Genomic DNA, 17,505 nt, shown 5'->3' on the forward strand with positions numbered 1-17,505 from the left:
CCCCAAAAACAAAAATAAAATGTCAGAAAATACACAAGTAGCGCAAGTTAAAAAAGATATTTCAGCGCAAGTTTTACAAAAAGTTCAATCATTTCAAGAAGCTGGAGAATTAACTATTCCAAAGGATTACATTCCTGCAAACGCTTTGAAATCTGCATATATCATTTTAAGCGAAACTAAGAATCGTGACGGAAAATTAGCTTTAGAACATTGTACACAAGCATCAATTGCAGAAGCGTTGTTGAAAATGGTTATTTGGGGATTATCTCCACTTAAAAAACAATGTTACTTCATTATGTATGGCAATCGTTTAGAATGTACTCCAGATTATTCTGGAAACATTGCATTAGCAAAACGATATGGAGGTTTGAAAAACATTAAAGCACAAGCTATTTTCAAAGGCGATGAGTTTCAATTCGAAGTTGACGGAACAACAGGAAGAAAGAAAATTGTTAAGCATTCTCAAACATTAGAAAACTTAGGAAGTACAGATGTAATAGGAGCCTATGCTGTTATTGAAATGGAAAACGGAACACACGATGTCGAAATTATGAATATTAAACAGATTCAAGCATCATGGCAACAAGGAGCTACAAATGGAGCTTCTCCTGCTCATAAAAAATTTCCTGATCAAATGGCAATCAAAACAGTTATCAATCGAGCTTGTAAATTAATCATTCGTTCTTCAGATGATTCTGCATTAATGGAAAGTGAAGAGGAAGAGGCAGCTAAACTTTCTCCAACTGAAAGCGAAGTAAAGCAAACAATTCAACAAAATGCTAATACAGAGCCTTTAGATTTTGAAGAAGCACAAGTTGTTGAAGAAGTAGTTGATGTTTCAAATAGTAAAGTTGTTGAAGGTAATACTACCGAAATGCAATTTCCAACCGAACCACCTTTTGCGTAAATGCAACTCAAAATACTTAGCACAGGATCAGTAGGTAATTGCTACATCCTAGAAAATGAAAAAGAAGCCCTAATCATAGAATTGGGGCTTAATTTTTCCAAAATAAAAGAAGCGTTGAATTTTGATTTAAGTAAGGTTGTTGGAGCTTTGGTTACACATGAGCATGGTGATCATTCTGGTGTAGGAGGCAAAGGAATAAAAGATGCTTTAAAGAATGGAATTGCAGTTTATGCAAGTGCCGGAACATTTGATTTCTTTTTAATCAATCACCACAACGCTAAAATCATCAAATCAAAACAAGCTTTTCAAATCGGAAATTTTAAGATATTACCTTTCGATGTTCATCACGATGTCAATGAGCCTTTAGGGTTCTTAATTGATCACGAAGAAACAGGCAGAGTACTTTTTGTAACCGACACTACATACATTGATTATACTTTTCCCAATCTAAATAACATCATCATTGAAGCAAATTATTGCGAAGAAATAATCAAAGAAAAACTTGGTAGCTCCTGGCAAAGTGAATTTTTGAAAAATAGAATTCTTAAATCACACATGAGCCTTAATACTTGTAAGGAAACTTTGCTTGCAAACGATCTTTCACAAGTACAGAAAATTGTACTTATTCACTTATCAGATTCAAATTCTGATGAACGAAAATTTAAAAAAGTAATTGAAGAAGCAACAGGTAAAATCGTACATGTTGCAAACAATAATCAAAATTTAGAGTTTAACAAAAATCCTTTTTAGAAAAATGAATTTATATAGAGATCATCATCAAAATTATAAAGTTTACGGAATTCCTAAAGCTCAATTAATAATCGCAGATATACCTTATAATTTAGGAAATAAAGCTTACGCATCAAATCCTGCATGGTATAATGAAGGGGATAACAAAAACGGAGAAAGCGAGCTAGCGGGTAAAGATTTCTTTATGACAGATAAGAATTTTAAACCAGCTGAGTTTATGCATTTTTGCTCAAAGATGCTTAAGGCTGAGCCAAAGGAAAAAGGGAAAGCTCCAGCAATGATAATCTTCTGCGCTTTTAACCAAATGTATGATGTTGCAGAACTTGGAAAGAGGTACGGTTTAAATAATTATATACCGTTAATTTTTAGGAAGAAATTTTCCGCACAAGTTTTAAAAGCAAATATGAAGATAGTAGGAAATTGTGAATATGGTTTATTATTATATCGTGACAAGCTTCCTAAGTTCAATAATAAAGGTAAAATGGTAATGAATTGCATTGAATGGGTTGAAGACGAAGATGTAAACAATTACCCTAAATTACATCCAACTCAAAAACCGATAGGACTTTTAAAAAGATTAATTGAATTATTTACTGATGAAAACGAGATAGTTATCGATCCTTGCGCAGGAAGTGGCAGTACTTTAGTAGCTTCTATAGAATTAAACCGTAAAGCCTACGGTTTTGAAATTGATAAAGAATTTTATTCAAAAGCAAAAGATTGGATTGAAAAAACTATTCAACGCAAAAACGACATAAATGAATTTGGATTCGCTAAAACAGAAATAGAAAACGAAGAAGGTATTAATTTATTTTCAAATATTTAGCAAGCTTTAATGATTTACAACACTTCCAATCCTGTTGAAAGACAAAAAGCAATTACCCGAATAAAGAAACTACTTGACAATAAAGCAATCGTTGAAATTGTCGAAAAGAAACCAATCCGAACTATTAAACAAAATCGTTACTTACATCTAATCTTAGGATTTTTTGCAAGCGAAACAGGTTACACACTTGAAGAAGTTAAGCAAGAAATCTTTAAGAAAATAGTTAATCCTGCATTATTCTACGAAGGAGAGATTGGAGAAATAGTAACTATACAACGTTGGAGAAGTACAGCGAATTTAGATACTTTAGAAATGACTCAAGCAATTGAGAATTTTAGAGACTATTCAAGCGCTGAAGCTGGAATTTACTTACCTAGTCCAGATGAAAAAGACTTTCTATTACAAATCGAAATTGAGTTAAAAAACAACCGAGTTATTTAATCTATTAAAACTTATGATAAAATTCCTTAAATCTTTAGGTTTCACAGAATATAAATTAGATGAAATACCATTCTGTTACGAAATAGAATTTCCACTACTCAACAAAGGTTTATCTTATTATAGATTTTCAGATAACACAGAAAAAATTACACTCTACGAATTATCTGAAGGAGATATTATTAAAGATATTAAACTTGAAGATGTAGAAAAATATGTTCACCATTTCAAATGGCAAGAAAACGAAATTGATAAAATTTTAAAAACCGAATTCAACCCATGACCAAATACGAAAAAGAAGATAAGAAGCTGTTTTGGCTTCTTCTTTCTTCATCAATTATCGCGGTGCTTATCGTCGCACTTTATTTTAAACTAATCAAATACATACTACTATGGTAGCAGATATCGAACAATTAAAACAAACTATACAAGCCAAAGGATTTAGAGTTGAGCATTACGAAAGTCCTATGCAGTTTAATATCATCGTCCAAACTAAAACAGGCGATCATTGTTTTGGTGAAATCTTTACAGGCTGTAACGTCAACGAACGCATCATAATCAAAAACAGGGCTTGCGAGAAATTAAAGGAGCTGATTAAACAAAATTAGTGAACATGGCAAGACCTATTAAAACAGGATTAGACTATTTCCCTTTAGATATAGACTTTTTTGAAGACATTAAAATTAGAAAATTAATAAAATATTTAGGAGCTAAATCTATTTCTGTTTACGCTTACTTATTATGTAAAATATATCGTGAAGGATATTTTATTAAATGGGATATTGAATTACCATTTATAATTTCCGAAGCCACAGGGCTAAAAGAGGAGTACGTAAATGAAGTTGTAAAATTCTGTTTGAGAAATGATTTATTTTCAGAAAATTTATACAATTCAAAAAATATTTTATCTTCAAAAGGGATTCAAGAAAGGTATAAATTGATTTGTTCTACTGCTAAAAGGAAGTATAATATTTCAAAGCATAACCTAGTTAATTCGGAAGAAACCCTAGTTAATTCGGAAGAAACCCTAGTTAATTCGGAAGAAACCCAAGTTAATTCGGAATTTAGTACACAAAGTAAAGTAAAGGAAAGTAAAGTAAATAATACTACTGAAGTAGTATTAGAGGAAAGCGAAAAAAATCCACAACCACAAAATGAAGAAATCCATATCAAATTTTGTCAAGAAACTCTTAAATCTAGAAATTGGATAGAAGCTTTTTTAATCAACTTGAAAATCCCAAATTCCAAAAACGATATCAATCTTAAAAGACTTTTGAAAGAATTTTTAAACCACTTGATTTTAGAGAATAAAATTCATACTAAGAAAAACGAATTTCAATCACATTTTACATCTTGGTGTCGAAAACTTGACGATTCAAAATTAAAAGAGATTTATCTTAAAAAATCACAACCTAAGAAATCACAACCCAAAGACGATTATTATTTTCTAAACTAAAATTATGTTTAAGCACGGTCGAGAACTCCAATACGAACTCCAAAAAATACGAAATGAGGGAGAAATTGAACCGATACAACTTGGCTTTGAATCCTTCAATGACTTTGATAATGGAAAATTACTGCAAATGTCAAGAGGAACATGGGTATTGATCGGCGGCGAGCCACATCATGGTAAGTCACAATTTACAAATGAAATTATACTTCAGCTCATGGAAAAACATGATTTCAAAGTAGCTCTATTTTCTTCTGAATCTGGGAATATTGCAAAAGTCTTTTCAATTTTTTACGGAATGTACATAGGAAAACAATACTCGAGAGTTCGATCAGATTTGAAAAAGAATGAATTTGCAATGAATGATGCTGAGAAGTCAATTGCAGAAGAATTTATAAACAATCACCTTTATGTTTTTGAACAAAACCCAACAGTCAAAGGGTATCAAAAAATAGAAAACTTTTACAAACTTGTTGGAGAAGCTGAAGAGAGGTTTCGTATAAAATTTGATTGTGTTGTCATTGATCCGATTTACGATATTGATGGTTTTGAACCTAAAGCAGAAGAAGTAAAGAAAATCTTATCATACATCGATTATCAATGTGAAACAAGTAATCGAATTGACATAGTTGTAAATCATGTTGCTGAGACAGCTAAATTCATCGATAAAAACGGTAACAGGAGAAAGTATAGAGCAGGAGGTGACGAATTTTATGGAGGTAAAAATAATCAAAGAAAAGCTAAGCTTCAATTATTAGTCGAAAGACCAACTCCTAACGAAGATCAAGATCTAGAACCTGGAGAAGAAAGGGTAACTTCAAATCAATCTAACATCCATGTTTTAAAAGCTAAACCAGAAGGAATAGCGAAAATAGGCGTGTATCCAATTTTTTACGATTGGAAGTCAAGACGCTATTATGAACGAAAAGAAAATGGTCAAAGTCAATTTTCAAAAGGTTCAAAATTAGAATCTAAAGAGATTTATGAACAAAACTATCAAACAAATTTAACTGTAATAGCAAATCCAAATGATGCATTCTACACAACCACAGAAGATGATGACGATTTCCCATTCTAGAAAAACAATTCAAGAAGCAATTGAATTCTTTCTAAAACAATGGGATTATTCTATTGAAACAATGGACGATGAAACGAATCGAGAGTATATGATTTCAGTTGTAAATAACTTAGGGCTGAAATTAAGCGATTTAAACAACTCTTGGATACTTAAATGCGTCAATGATACAGATAAACTTGAAAAGTTGCTTAAAAATGATAAATACAAGGAAAATGAGAACTTATACAGTCATTCCATCAAAGTAATTTACATGATTAAGAATTTATACGAGTTAAAAAATAGAAGAACAGATGAAGTTTTTAAACTGAGAGCCGAAAATGCTGAGTTGAAATTAGAGATTCAAAAATTAAAGCAATTACAAAATGGAACTTGAACAAATCGATAATCTCACCGATAAAACAAATGAGGAATTGATTGAATTAGTAATTTCTCTAATTAAAACTCTCTACCATAAAAGACCAAAACAAGGATTTAGACTTGAATCTGGAACATTTATAAAAGATCCAGAAAACTACTTCAAATCATTCAAGTCATACCTAACAAAACCAAATAATATTCGAAGCATAACCACAGGAGAACTCAAAGAAGATTGGGTGAAGTGGTATTGTATATTGTTGAACTTAAAAAAGCAAATTAGATGAAAATATTAGCACCTGTATCTGGAGGGAAAGACAGTCAAGCTGCTGCGCTTTGGGCTAAAGAAAAATATGGATCAAAAAACTTGATTTATGTTTTTTGTGATGTGAAATGGGAAGCACCTGAAACGTATGAACATATAGATTATTTTGTAGAAAAGTCAAAAGTTGAATTCAAAATACTTTCATCAAAAAAATATGATGGAATGGTTGATTTAGCAAAAAAAAGAGGAAGATTTCCGTCTACAACTGCTAGGTTCTGTACTGAAGAATTAAAGATATATCCTATGGTAGACTATATTTTATCATTAAATGAATCTATAATTATTATTGATGGAATTCGAGCGAATGAAAGTGAAAAGCGTTCTAAAATGCTACCTGAGTGTAGATATTTTAAATACTACTTTGAACCATACATAACAAATTCAATAATAATTGAAAATTTTAAAAATCTAAAAAATAAACCTTCTCTTGCTCAGGTTAAAAAGCATGAAAAAGCTAAAGAAAGATTAGCAAAAGGGAAAGAAGATCCTAAATACTTTACTTATAGAAAAAAAGAAGTTTTTGAGTGGTGCAATAAGTATGATGATTCTCTTATTCGTCCAGTTTTCTATATGACTGGAGATGAAGTTATTTATTTTTCATTGAATAGAGGTTATGAAATAAACCCAAGATACTATAATGGTTATTCCCGTGTTGGGTGTGATCCATGCGTAATGGAAGGGATTAATGAAATAGCTATTACTGTGAAAAAATCACCACAAACAATGGATAAAGTTCGAACGGGAGAAATTGAAGCAAATTCATCATTCTTTCCACCAGATAAAATACCAAAACGATACCATAGTAAGATAGATAAAAATGGCAAAACATATCCTATTGTCGACGATGTTATTAGATATGTGAATGATAAAAATGCAACGCTTGACATGTTTGTAGATGAGCCGTTATTTAAATGTAAATCAGTGTATAATATTTGTGAGTAAAATGAATTATACAGGAGAATTTAAAGAACGAGCGCAAATCGAAATGTCGAAAAGATTAGGCTTTAAAGGGCCGAACTGACTGTATTAATTCCTTAGGAGTAAAGGAATTTGCAAGAAAGCGAGATGAATTTTACAAGACGTTTTTTGAGGAAGAAAATGAACAGATAAAAGCTGAATCAAACACTCAACGTAAAGAACTAAAAAACAAAGATCTTCCTGAAAAATTAGAGTTGATTTTTGAATATATAAAACAGAATCCTGAAACTCGAATTTACAAAGTTGAAGAAAAGTTTTTGTTCTGTAAATTCTACTTAAACATAGTAGTTAAACTTGGTTATGTCGTGAATATAGGTTCAAAACACAAACCTATTTTCATAGTGAAACAACAAGGGAAATCTTGCGATGAAATAATAGCAGAAGTTCGCAATTATGCAAAATTAAAACAAAGGAGAATAATTAAACAAGGAATGTAATTTATTACTATGCCAATAATAGGGAAATATAATAAAATTTCTTTTACAGAAGAAGAAAAAATCTTTGTTCAAAATAATTTTAAAATCTACACAAATCAACAATTTGCAAATCATTTTGGATTAAAATTAACTACAACAAGAACATTGATTTATGAACTTGGATTAAAGAAAATGGAGCTTGAATACTGGACAGATGAACAAGTGAATTTTTTAAAAGAAAATTACAAGAAAATTGGTGATGTTGAACTTGCTAAAATCTTTAATTCGAAATGGACAAAAAATAAGGGTTGGACTAAAAAACACATAGAAAAGAAGCGTAGGTACTTAGGTTTAAAGAGAACTGAAAAACAAAAGTTAGAAATAGTTAAAACTAATTCAAGGAACGGGAAATATAATACTTCGGAAAAATCATGGAAAACAAGAGGAGTAACAAAAACTGGAACTCTAAAAGTTTGGAAGCTTTCTACAGGAAGAAGTGTTGTTGTTATTCGGCTTAAAGATAGATTTACTCCTTATGCGCCTTATTTCTATAAAAACCAGATAGATGAAGTTCCAAAAAGAATGAATGTTTGTTTTAAAGATGGTAATCCGTTGAATATTGTTAAAGAAAATTTAGTCTTAAAATCTGATGCAGAATTAGCTTTTGAAAATTCCAAAAATCGAACTCCTAATGAACTCAAAGAAACAATTAGATTAATCAATAAAATCAACAAAAAAATAAAAGAAAAATCATGAATATTTTAGAATTAAATCAAAAATTATACGAGACTTTAGAAAGTCTTGAGTCAGGTAAAATTGACGCTAAAAAAGCTGACAGCATTGTAAACGTAGCTAATGCAATTACGAATAATACAAAATTGCTTTTAAACGTAGCTAAAACTGCAAAATCCCAAAATATAGCTCAACTTCTTTTAGGTGCTGAAACAGCTAATGAGATTGAGTACAGAGATATTTACGAGCAAAAAACTGAATTTGCTCTATCGTTAGGCTACGATAATTTATCATCTGCAATAGGTAAACTTGGGAAAGAAAATTTCGAACAAAAATTTAAAAACAGAAAAATATAATGAATAAATTAGTTGTAAAGCCATTTCAAAAACAAGAAGTTTTAAATGCAAAACTTACCACAATTGCAATTTTAAATCAAGTAATACTTGAAAAGTTTGACGAAATCGCAGATAAGAAAGAAGTTTGGAATCAACACTTCAAAAATATTGGAAAGCAAAACATTTCAATGATTGAAGATTTACAGTCAAAAATTTACAACCAACATTACAGTGCAAATCAAAAACAATTCATTTACGCTGAAGAATCAACACGAAGATTAATTAATCTTTTATCGACGATAAATGTTGATGAGTACATTGACTTAATGGGGTTTGTTGAATTGATGAAACACGATAAAATAAACAACACAAAGCACTGTGTTAACTTTTTAATCGAAAATACTGAACGAATTAATAATCAACTTGACTTAAAAGCAATATAAAAGAGTTTAAGAAGATAATTCGGAAAAAATAAAAAATAAGTTATGACAACACAACCTTTTTTTATGGTGTATTTGGAAAATGAAAAAACACCAGCATTTATACACACAACATTAGATAGTGCCGAAAATGAAGCGAAGAGATTAGCAAGAATCTACAAAAAGAAAGCTTTTGTTTTATGCTCAATAAAATCATTTGAAATTAACGAGTTTACAATAAGTGATTGTCGACCTGAATCAGATCTCCCATTTTAAAACCTAATCAAAATTAAAAGATATAGGATTTAAAGGAACGAAAGCAATGACGCTTAACACTCAGATTGGCGCAACCGTTCGGAAAATCCGAACACTTCAAAAAAAATACTATGAAATTAATCTTATATATGTTCATCTCGTTGAGTAGTAATGGAGATAATATCAGAACAACGGATTATACTGTATACCAAAAAGAAAATATTTTAACAATAGAAGTTTTATGATTTTAACGGATAAAGCGAAAGAGGATTTTAAAGAATGGGTATTTGAAAATTATTATTTTCAAGATTTAAACGTTTTATATCCATTACATTTAATAGATACATTAATCATTGAGTTTTTTGATTCGGTTGGGATTTATATTGAAATTCATTATTCAAGAATATTAGGGGATAAATTTCTTTGTATTGTAAATACAGAAGCAAATTATAACTTGACATCATATCAAGATTCTCGCCAACAAGCCACCGAACAAGCAATCAAAAAAGCAAACGATTTATATAATTCTAGATATGAAAATGTTTAACGTAAAGGCAATTTACTGCCAGGAATCAGATAAACTAAAAACCTTCAAAAATGGGAATTACGATAATTTATCCCAAAAAAGAAAAGTAGAATTCAACAAATTGCAAAAAGAAATAAAATATAAATTCAGCGCAAAAACATCATAAAATTTACACCCTTGTAAACTTTACAACACACCCGTAAACAAAAACAGAAATTTCACCAAAAAAACATGTTTTTTATACGATTATTCTTTTTTAATACAGAGACTTACCTCATATTTGAATCAATATTCAACGAAAGGGGTTTTGTGGCTAATATCAATTGAACTTGATTTTTAAACCTCTTATGAAAATAGGAGGTTTTTTATATGATTTTAGTCGGAATAGATCCAGACGTTGAGAAAAATGGTTTTGCATTAATTCACAATAAAAATTATGAGTTAGCAAACCTATCGTTCTTTGAGCTTTATGATAAGTTACAATCATTAAAAAATGATTTTGGAACTGAGAAAATTAAAGTTTTTGTCGAATGTGGATTTTTAAATAAATCTAATTGGCATAAACTTAAAAAAGGTTCTGCATCGATTAATGCAAATATTGGAAACCGAACAGGACGAAACCATGAAGTAGCTTATAAGATTGTTGAAATGTGTGAATATCTAAACTTAACTCATTTTAAGGTAAAACCAACCACTAAAAAAAGAGATAACAAGGATTTTTCACTCATTACAGGAATAAAAAAAAGAACAAACCAAGAGCAACGAGACGCGATGCTTTTAATATTTGGAAGGTGAATTTTTACATATATTTTTTTGTGTTTTGTTGGTTGGATAAGTAGCTCAGTAGGTAGAGCGTTGGATTGAAGCTCCAAAGGTCAAAGGTTCGAGCCCTTTCTTTTCCACTATTTCTGTTAAAAGAAATGTTTCGGGTATTTAAAGACTGATGAAGTTTAGTAGTCAGTCTTTTATTTAAAAATGAATTTTAAATTTTATATAATCAAAGGCGCTAATAATTAGGCAGTAAGTAGCAAAGCGCTATTTACTGCCTTTTTTATTTTTATTCATGGATCAAAAAGTAAATAGATTTAACTCAAAGAATGTTCAAACATCTTTAATCCCGGACCTTTCAAAAAGGATTGAGATTTTGGAAGATGAGCAGTATCTATTTCTTCCAAATGATTGGATAAATGATGAAGAGCTTATTGTTTTAAAATTTAGAGCTGAACAAAAAAAATATAAAATTGAATATGCAGATTCAGCACCGAAAACTTCAACTCAATTAATCTTTGAAGAAATTGAAAAAGCAATCAATATTGTAACAGGATTAAACCTTCAAGATTATGCTTTAAATGACAGGAGAACTCATTTATTTTATGCTAGAACAATCTATGTTACTATTTGTTTTTCATATAAAATCGAAAAGAAACTTATTTCTAAAAAAATAAACAAAGCAATTAAAACGATTGAACTGATTGTCGAAAAGCACGACGATCTTTTTAAATTCACTCCAGAGTATCGCAGAAACTATAATGACGTGATGCAAATAATAACAAATAACCAAGTAATTGATAAAGTTTAATTTATGAGTAAAATAATTAAAATATCAAATTTAAAACAAGATAATAAAAACTTCAACAAGCACACTGATGCTGGTATGGAGTTATTAGGTAATTCTATTGATAAAGTAGGGGTTATAGAGAGTTTTACTGTTTCTTTGGACGACAAAATTATCACTGGTAATGCACGTCAAGAAAAGATGTTAGAGAAATTTGGAGATGTAGAACCTATTTTAATCGAAACTGACGGACAAAGACCTATTGTAATTAAAAGAACTGATATTAAATCAGATACAAAGGAGTTTTATGAAGCGGCATTATTAGCTAATACCGTATCAAAGAATAATATAAATTTTGACGATTCAATGATTGAAGAGGTTGCGGTTGCTGAATTTGATATTGATGTTGAGGAATTAGGGTATCAAAATTACGAGGAAGAAGACGAGGAGGAATTAGAGCACAAGAAAACTGTTGAAGATTTATCTAATATGATTGCTGTTGCCTTGACAGATGATGAACAAGAAGTATGGAATAAGATTAAAGAAAATCTTAACAAGAAAAAAGATAAGAATGCAATTTTTGAATTAATAAAATTCTACTCAAATGAAAAAGGCATTGACTAACGAAATCTGTAAAGAGCGCCCAAACAAAGCTTCAATAGGCGCTTTTAATTCTGCTATAAAAGCTGGTAAATCAAAGTTTTTAGCAAAAGCAGCTGCAAAAGCAGCAAATAAAAAAACAAAATCAAAAGGGGCAGCTTCTAAATCCACTTCTAAAAATGGATTGCAAAAAGATGGCTCTTTCGTGTCGACGAGTTATAAAAAATTTGGCTCTAAAGTTGAAGCTATGAGTGGTTCTAAAAATCCAGGTTCAGTTTCTCTTAAAGGTAAAGATGGAAGTCTTAAAATAAAAGTTGAAAAACACGGATCATTATATACTGTAACAAGAAGGTACTCGTCTAAAGATGTTAGGAGACATAAATATTCAGCTAATGAATTTGAGAAGAATTATAATTGGTACATGGGTTAAATTGAATTATGATAGATGTTTTAACAAATGGATTTTTAACTAATCCAATACCTATTCAATTTACAGGTAACTATTGTTCTCATGGATGTGTTTATTGTTTTTCGAATATAAATAATCCTAAGAGAAAGTTGGATGTAAAAGGAGTGTTATCTCAATTAAAGAATTTTAAAAAAAGAGATGATTTAGCTTCGTTTTACATGAGAGAAAAATATCCTATTTTATTTTCAAACAACATAGATCCTTTTAGTAAGTCGAATCAGCCTTATGTTAATGATTTGATATTGACATTGAGAGATCTAGAGATTCCAGTTGCTTTAGCAACAAGAGGAGGGCAAGGGTGGAAAGATATTTATCAAGAAATAACTCCAAGTGTTTTTTATGTAACTATTCCTTATTCTGATGATGTTATTCGTGAAAAATACGAACCCAAAGCGCCTTCTTTGTCCGAGCGCTGGGAAATGACAGAGGAATTAATTAAACAAGGGCATAAAGTTATAATTAGCATCAATCCTTTAAATAAAACGTTTTGCTCAAATCCTTTAGAAATAATTAGTGAAGCTCAAAAGTTAGGAGTAGAATCATTTGTTATTAATAAACTACATCTTACACCTAAACAGCAGTCAAACTTAACAGATAGAGAGAAGTCAATATTAGGAACGGAATTACTTACAGAAGCAAAATCAAAAGGTTTCCAAGATAATTGGATAGATCAAGGTATGGAAATGATGAATTATTGCTCTGAAAACAATTTGAACCTTTTAGGTATGGACACAGGTTTAACAAATAGTAATTATTTCGAATTTAAACAATGTTACGATAACTTGTTACCTACATTAGATGATTTCTTTAACTGGGTAAGTGTTACAAAGGAAATAGGAGATTATATATATTTTGAAGAGTTTTACAATTTCTTTTCGGTAAGACTTCCAGATTTACAAGGAAATATTTCAAAATACATCTTTAATAGAGCTGTTATCAATGACAAAGATTTTTATAAAAAAATGGATTTAAGAAACTTATTACATCTTTATTGGCAGCATTCAAAAGCTGGCTTAAATATTCCAGCTAACTACCCTTCATTTAGTTGGGTAAAAAAACAATATAGCACAAAATTAGATTTCTTATTTGATGATGAACACAATCAAATCATGATCTATCATGGAGATGAATTTAATGCAAATGAAACAGTAATTATATAAAAAAAATGCCGAGCCAAAGATTAAATAAGCAGAAAGCAATAGAATTGATTTTAGTTGAACTTGAGAAAGGTTCGACTTATTCTGCTTGTTTGGGCGTAATTGGACGTAAATGGACGCTAAGTGAATCATCTTTCAAAAGATATTGGAAAGAAGCTAATTCTACTTATTCAGAAAGGCAAGAGCTGATTCAGAAAGAATTAGAAAGCAAAAGGCTGGAAGCGGAAACAGAACGTCTTAAAAAGGCTATTTTGACAAAAGACGAGAGGTTGGAAATAGCTAGTAACATAGCTTTAGGGAAAGCAAGAAAGATAGGGGAGCAAATTCTTATTCCTTCTGACGGAGATAGATTAAGAGCGTTGGACTACTTAGCTAAAGTTAACGGAGATTTTGCTCCGAAGAAAGAAGAAATAACAATTAAAACGGAACAACCATTATTCGGAGATGATTAATAATATTATGAAAGAAAATTGGAGAGATATTAAAGGATTTGAAAATCTATATCAAATATCTGACTTAGGTAATGTTAAGAGTTTAGGTAATGGCAACTCTACTGATTCAAGAACTAAACAAGAGAGGGTGCTTAAACTTCAGTTGAAAAAGACTGGATATTTACAAGTTAAACTATGTAAAGAAGGTAAATCATTTTATAAAACAGCCTATAGCTTTAAATGGCAATATAAACAATGGTAAAAACTAAAAAACATAACGGTTTCGTTTACACAACAGCAATTAAAAAACTGCGAGAGCTAACCAAAAGGATTAGGGTTATTCCTGGAGGAAGCTCCGCAGGTTGTTAGCCCCTTCTGATTAATTTCGGAAGGGGAGATAAAGGAAAAACATTTGGTATTTTACCAATTCTAATTGATAAAGCAGCAAAAACTCCAATGTTGGAAATATCTGTTGTTTCTGAGTCGGTACCGCATTTGCGTAAAGGAGCTTTGAAAGACTTCTTAAAGATAATGAAAGCAACAGGGCGTTACATTGATAAAAATTACAATAGAACTTTGCTTACATATACTTTTGCTAACGGAAGTTATATTGAGTTCTTTTCAGTCGATAACGAGGAACGTGTTCGTGGTCCACGTCGTAATGTTTTATATATGAACGAAGCGAACAATATTCGTTTCGATACTTATCATCAGTTAGCTATTCGTACATCACATGAAATTTGGATAGATTTTAACCCATCAAATGAATTTTGGGCACACGAAGAATTATCTGAAAAAGATAATAGTGACGTAGAATGGTTGACGCTTACTTATAAAGATAACGAAGCATTACCGCAGACTATCGTTGAGGAGCTTGAGAAAGCAAGAACAAAAGGCTTTTATAATCCATTATTACCAATTGATAAACTATTTAATGAAACTAATATTAAGAATCAATATTGGTCGAACTGGTGGAAAGTTTACGGGCTTGGATTACTTGGAGCTTTAGAAGGTGTTATTTTTAGCGATTGGTCAAAGGTGAAAGAAATTCCAAACGGAGCAAAATTACTTGGATTAGGAATTGACTTTGGATATACGAATGATCCAACTGCTATTCCTGCATTATATCAATTTAATAATGAATATTACATTGATGAAGTCGAGTATAAAACAGGTATGTCGAACAGAAATATTGCTCGTAAACTTCAAAAAGAAGGATTTACTGAACAGGATAAAATGGTTGCTGATTCGGCAGAGCCTAAATCAATTGATGAAATAAATTCCTATGGATTTTATATTGAACCAGCAAGTAAAGGACGTGATTCGATAATGTTTGGTATTGAAGTTTTACAAAATCATCATTTCAATATTACTGAACGCTCGACGAATATTATCGAAGAATTTAGAAAATATTGTTGGGATGTCGATAAGACAGGAAAGAAGCTAAATAGACCTATCGACGATTATAATCACGCAATGGACGCATTAAGATATATTGGTATTGAAGTATTACCGCATAACGTGGTAAGCAATTCAATAGAAAATACCGAAGATATACTATCAAGATTGAACTTTTAAAAAATAAATGAACGAACTATGTAAACTATTAAATATACCCGAAGACTCAAATATACAAAAGATTATCGAAGCCTTAAAGCAAGGAAAAGATAAAACCAAAATCATTGAAAAAGCTAAAAAGGAATTAGATCCGAAACAGCATGACATTATGAATCCTATTCTTAGACGACCTAAGAATAAAGATGAAAAAGATAAAAACAAAGATGTAATTTCTATTTCTTTAGCTTATCAAAAATGGATTGTTCGAAAAGAAAAAGCTATGATTTTTGGAAATCAACCTATTTTAAGAGCTAACCCAAAAGACGAAACCGAAAAATCTATCTTAAAAGCGATTGAAAGAATTTTATACGACATCAAAGAACCATCATTTAATCGAAAGATTGCTGAATCAATTGGTTCTTTTACAGAAGGAGGTGAGCTTTGGTATTTGAAAGAAGGCGAAGAACATGATTCTTACGGATTTAAAACTAAGATGAAAATCAAAGCAATGTTATTGTCTTTAAAAAATAGTAGTCAACTATATCCGTGTAAAGATGACTTTGATGATATGATTTGTTTCTCTCGTAATTACATAAAAAAGATTGAAGGAAAAGAAGTTGAGTTTTTTGAAGTTTACACACAAAAATTTACTTATTTATTCGAGAATTTTAAAGAATGGGAGCTTGTAGAGGGGTATCCTAAAAAGCAAGTACTAGAAAAAATTCCTGCTGTTTTTGGTGAACAAGAGAATGTTTCTTGGTATGATGTTCAAGACTTAATAGAAAGGGTTGAGACTTTAGTTTCAGATCACGGAGAAGTGAATGACCGAAATGCTTATCCAATTCTTAAAGTAATTGGTAAACTTAAAAATTATCTAAACAAAGGACCAGGAGGAGGAGTTGAACTTGACAAAGATTCAGATATGAGTTATTTATCATGGGATCAAGCCACAGACTCAATAAAACTTGAAATCGACAATCTTGTAAAGAATATTCAATTATTCTCTCAAACTCCAAATATCTCATTCGATGAAGTAAAATCTTTAGGTGCTCTTTCAGGAACTGCTTTAAAAATGTTATTCCTTGATGCGCATTTGAAAGTAATGGAGAAACGAGAAATTTATGATGAGTATTTGCAGCGTCGAATCAATATTATTAAAAAAATTCTTGCAACATTAAATCCAGCTTGGAAAACTGCAATTGACAATCTTGTTATCGAACCGGAAATCGTTCCATTTATGGTTGAAAACGAAAAAGAACAAGTCGAAATCGCTTTACTTAAAAACGGAAATAAACCTTTAGAATCTCACGAGAAGTCTGTTAAGAATTGGCAAGGTCAAGATACTGAGGATTACGAGAAGATTAAGCAGGAAGAAACCGAAGCGAGTAATAGGGATTACTTTAATCCTGTAACAGAGTAAATTAAAAATTATGAGATTTTCAATAGAAGTAGAATATGAAATCGGTGACAATGTTTATTGTAAAACAGATATGGAGCAAAGCACAGGGTTAGTTCTAGGTTATAGAATAACAAATTTAGGTGTTGAATATATTGTTTCTTTAAATTCAGAAACGATGATTTTTAATCCTTTGGAATTATCTCCTATTAAAACAATTTATTAAAGAATAATCAACCTGCTATCGGTAATACCGATGGTAGGTTTTATCAAGTAACCATCAAATGAATTTTAGTAATCATCTAGAAGTCAAAAAACAATTTAACAGAGGTAAACAATTAAAGTTTGCTAGAGAATTTAGAGGCTATTCACAAACTAATTTGTGTAAAAAAATAAAAGGTTTATCTCAGTCAAATTTATCTAAATACGAAAAATTAGGAATTGGACTATCTGATAAAAAAATAGATGAGATAATGAAATTTTTAAACTTTCCTTTTCAATTTTTAGATAAGACAATTCATAAAGTTGAGTTAAGCTGGGATTTATAAAAA

The 17,505-nt window shown here is 30.4% G+C and carries 27 protein-coding genes and 1 tRNA gene; all 28 read left to right on the forward strand.

All coding sequences use genetic code 11. The annotated features are described in order from the left end of the window. Nucleotides 1-19 precede the first annotated feature (19 nt). The 28 genes from N5E64_RS06245 (at nt 20) to N5E64_RS06380 (ending at nt 17,502) form a co-directional block, all read left to right on the forward strand. The gene (locus N5E64_RS06245) at nt 20-907 is read left to right on the forward strand and encodes a recombinase RecT (protein WP_280036410.1); all 888 of its coding nucleotides are present in this window, start codon (nt 20-22) and stop codon (nt 905-907) included. Then, nucleotides 908-1,657, forward strand: a complete 750-nt coding sequence (locus N5E64_RS06250; RefSeq protein ID WP_280036412.1) for an MBL fold metallo-hydrolase — start codon at nt 908-910, stop codon at nt 1,655-1,657. It abuts the gene before it with no gap. A 4-nt stretch (nt 1,658-1,661) separates the two neighbouring features. Next, nucleotides 1,662-2,483: a site-specific DNA-methyltransferase gene (locus N5E64_RS06255; protein WP_280036415.1), complete on the forward strand. Its 822-nt coding sequence runs from the start codon at nt 1,662-1,664 to the stop codon at nt 2,481-2,483. Nucleotides 2,484-2,492: 9 nt separating this feature from the next. Further along, on the forward strand, nt 2,493-2,924 hold the full coding sequence (locus N5E64_RS06260; protein WP_280036416.1) for a recombination protein NinB: 432 nt from the start codon (nt 2,493-2,495) through the stop codon (nt 2,922-2,924). A gap of 13 nt (nt 2,925-2,937) precedes the next feature. Beyond that, entirely contained in the window at nt 2,938-3,204 is a 267-nt protein-coding gene (locus tag N5E64_RS06265) for a hypothetical protein (protein WP_280036417.1), read from the forward strand. Nucleotides 3,205-3,313: 109 nt separating this feature from the next. Beyond that, a complete protein-coding gene (locus N5E64_RS06270) occupies nt 3,314-3,529 on the forward strand; it encodes a hypothetical protein (RefSeq protein ID WP_280036418.1) in 216 nt (71 codons plus the stop codon). 5 nt (nt 3,530-3,534) lie between these two features. Next, nucleotides 3,535-4,377 carry a DUF4373 domain-containing protein gene (locus N5E64_RS06275; RefSeq protein ID WP_280036420.1) on the forward strand — a complete coding sequence of 281 codons (843 nt, stop codon included), beginning with the start codon at nt 3,535-3,537 and terminating at the stop codon, nt 4,375-4,377. 127 nt (nt 4,378-4,504) lie between these two features. Then, the gene (locus N5E64_RS06280) at nt 4,505-5,449 is read left to right on the forward strand and encodes a hypothetical protein (protein WP_280036421.1); all 945 of its coding nucleotides are present in this window, start codon (nt 4,505-4,507) and stop codon (nt 5,447-5,449) included. Continuing rightward, nucleotides 5,427-5,822 carry a hypothetical protein gene (locus N5E64_RS06285; RefSeq protein ID WP_280036422.1) on the forward strand — a complete coding sequence of 132 codons (396 nt, stop codon included), beginning with the start codon at nt 5,427-5,429 and terminating at the stop codon, nt 5,820-5,822. The genes N5E64_RS06280 and N5E64_RS06285 overlap by 23 nt, the downstream gene beginning before the upstream one ends. Further along, the gene (locus N5E64_RS06290; protein ID WP_280036423.1) at nt 5,812-6,090 is read left to right on the forward strand and encodes a hypothetical protein; all 279 of its coding nucleotides are present in this window, start codon (nt 5,812-5,814) and stop codon (nt 6,088-6,090) included. Before N5E64_RS06285 ends, N5E64_RS06290 begins: the two co-directional genes overlap by 11 nt. Beyond that, a complete protein-coding gene (locus N5E64_RS06295) occupies nt 6,087-7,070 on the forward strand; it encodes a phosphoadenosine phosphosulfate reductase family protein (protein WP_280036424.1) in 984 nt (327 codons plus the stop codon). The genes N5E64_RS06290 and N5E64_RS06295 overlap by 4 nt, the downstream gene beginning before the upstream one ends. Before the next feature lie 617 nt (nt 7,071-7,687). After that, nucleotides 7,688-8,278: a hypothetical protein gene (locus tag N5E64_RS06300; protein WP_280036427.1), complete on the forward strand. Its 591-nt coding sequence runs from the start codon at nt 7,688-7,690 to the stop codon at nt 8,276-8,278. Next, a complete protein-coding gene (locus N5E64_RS06305; protein WP_280036428.1) occupies nt 8,275-8,610 on the forward strand; it encodes a hypothetical protein in 336 nt (111 codons plus the stop codon). The genes N5E64_RS06300 and N5E64_RS06305 overlap by 4 nt, the downstream gene beginning before the upstream one ends. Further along, entirely contained in the window at nt 8,610-9,032 is a 423-nt protein-coding gene (locus tag N5E64_RS06310) for a hypothetical protein (RefSeq protein ID WP_280036430.1), read from the forward strand. Before N5E64_RS06305 ends, N5E64_RS06310 begins: the two co-directional genes overlap by 1 nt. Before the next feature lie 42 nt (nt 9,033-9,074). After that, nucleotides 9,075-9,284, forward strand: coding sequence for a hypothetical protein (locus N5E64_RS06315; protein WP_280036432.1), 210 nt, complete (start codon nt 9,075-9,077; stop codon nt 9,282-9,284). Between the two features lie 220 nt (nt 9,285-9,504). Continuing rightward, nucleotides 9,505-9,810 carry a hypothetical protein gene (locus N5E64_RS06320; RefSeq protein WP_280036433.1) on the forward strand — a complete coding sequence of 102 codons (306 nt, stop codon included), beginning with the start codon at nt 9,505-9,507 and terminating at the stop codon, nt 9,808-9,810. 348 nt (nt 9,811-10,158) lie between these two features. Beyond that, nucleotides 10,159-10,584 carry a hypothetical protein gene (locus tag N5E64_RS06325; protein ID WP_280036434.1) on the forward strand — a complete coding sequence of 142 codons (426 nt, stop codon included), beginning with the start codon at nt 10,159-10,161 and terminating at the stop codon, nt 10,582-10,584. A 34-nt stretch (nt 10,585-10,618) separates the two neighbouring features. Beyond that, nucleotides 10,619-10,691, forward strand: a tRNA-Phe gene (locus N5E64_RS06330). A gap of 161 nt (nt 10,692-10,852) precedes the next feature. Continuing rightward, nucleotides 10,853-11,368, forward strand: coding sequence for a hypothetical protein (locus N5E64_RS06335; protein WP_280036436.1), 516 nt, complete (start codon nt 10,853-10,855; stop codon nt 11,366-11,368). Nucleotides 11,369-11,371: 3 nt separating this feature from the next. After that, entirely contained in the window at nt 11,372-11,968 is a 597-nt protein-coding gene (locus tag N5E64_RS06340; RefSeq protein ID WP_280036438.1) for a hypothetical protein, read from the forward strand. Beyond that, nucleotides 11,949-12,374, forward strand: coding sequence for a hypothetical protein (locus N5E64_RS06345; protein ID WP_280036440.1), 426 nt, complete (start codon nt 11,949-11,951; stop codon nt 12,372-12,374). The genes N5E64_RS06340 and N5E64_RS06345 overlap by 20 nt, the downstream gene beginning before the upstream one ends. An 8-nt stretch (nt 12,375-12,382) precedes the next feature. Next, nucleotides 12,383-13,573, forward strand: a complete 1,191-nt coding sequence (locus N5E64_RS06350) for a hypothetical protein (RefSeq protein ID WP_280036442.1) — start codon at nt 12,383-12,385, stop codon at nt 13,571-13,573. 5 nt (nt 13,574-13,578) lie between these two features. Beyond that, the gene (locus N5E64_RS06355; protein WP_280036444.1) at nt 13,579-14,022 is read left to right on the forward strand and encodes a hypothetical protein; all 444 of its coding nucleotides are present in this window, start codon (nt 13,579-13,581) and stop codon (nt 14,020-14,022) included. Nucleotides 14,023-14,029: 7 nt separating this feature from the next. Beyond that, nucleotides 14,030-14,263, forward strand: a complete 234-nt coding sequence (locus tag N5E64_RS06360; RefSeq protein WP_280036446.1) for an NUMOD4 domain-containing protein — start codon at nt 14,030-14,032, stop codon at nt 14,261-14,263. A 194-nt stretch (nt 14,264-14,457) separates the two neighbouring features. Further along, nucleotides 14,458-15,579, forward strand: a complete 1,122-nt coding sequence (locus N5E64_RS06365) for a terminase large subunit (protein WP_347881226.1) — start codon at nt 14,458-14,460, stop codon at nt 15,577-15,579. Between the two features lie 7 nt (nt 15,580-15,586). Continuing rightward, complete coding sequence (locus tag N5E64_RS06370) at nt 15,587-16,978, forward strand: phage portal protein (RefSeq protein ID WP_280036448.1); 1,392 nt, start codon at nt 15,587-15,589, stop codon at nt 16,976-16,978. A 10-nt stretch (nt 16,979-16,988) separates the two neighbouring features. Next, nucleotides 16,989-17,180 carry a hypothetical protein gene (locus N5E64_RS06375; protein ID WP_280036451.1) on the forward strand — a complete coding sequence of 64 codons (192 nt, stop codon included), beginning with the start codon at nt 16,989-16,991 and terminating at the stop codon, nt 17,178-17,180. 58 nt (nt 17,181-17,238) lie between these two features. Beyond that, nucleotides 17,239-17,502 (forward strand): helix-turn-helix transcriptional regulator, encoded by a 264-nt coding sequence (locus tag N5E64_RS06380; protein WP_280036452.1) that lies wholly within the window; start codon nt 17,239-17,241, stop codon nt 17,500-17,502. Nucleotides 17,503-17,505 lie beyond the last annotated feature (3 nt).

The organism is Empedobacter sp. GD03739 (genome assembly GCF_029843245.1).
GTDB classification, from domain to species: Bacteria; Bacteroidota; Bacteroidia; order Flavobacteriales; family Weeksellaceae; genus Empedobacter; species Empedobacter falsenii_B.